General features: G+C 66.6%; 1 protein-coding gene. It reads right to left on the bottom strand.

The window, feature by feature from the left end; all coding sequences use genetic code 11:
* Window positions 1-551 (bottom strand): AMP-binding protein (locus ABD332_RS59975; protein WP_344516124.1); only part of this gene is annotated, 551 nt, incomplete at both ends.

Raw genomic sequence — 551 nt, 5'->3', positions numbered from 1 at the left:
ATCTTCACCTGCTCATCCGCCCGACCCACGAACACCAGGTCACCATCGCCGGTCCACCGCACCACGTCACCCGTGCGATACAACCGGGCCCCGAATGGATCGAACGGGTTCGCGACGAACCGCGTGGAAGTCAACCCGGCCCGGCCCACATAACCACGAGCCAGCCCAACCCCGGCCACATACAACTCGCCGGCGACCCCCACCGGCACCGGACACAACCGGTCATCCAGCACGAACACCCGCGTGTTCACCACCGGACGACCGATCGCCACCAGCCCAGCGTCCGAATCGCACCGCCACAACGTCGCATCCACCGTCGTCTCGGTCGGACCGTACGAATTGAACATCCGACGCCCAGACGCCCACCGCGCCATCACCTCCGGCGCACACGCCTCACCCGCCACCACCACCGACACATCCGGACCGATCGACGCCGGATCCAACAACGCCAACACCGCCGGCGGCAACGTCACCACCGACACCGACTCACGCGCCAGCAACCCCGTCAACGCCGAACCAAACCGCAGCTCAGCAGGAATCACCACCAACGC

Origin of the sequence: Dactylosporangium maewongense (genome assembly GCF_039531485.1) — a bacterium.
GTDB classification, from domain to species: Bacteria; Actinomycetota; Actinomycetes; order Mycobacteriales; family Micromonosporaceae; genus Dactylosporangium; species Dactylosporangium maewongense.
The sequence above is the reverse complement of the archived record's forward strand: the minus strand, read 5'-3'. Positions and strand labels throughout refer to the sequence as shown.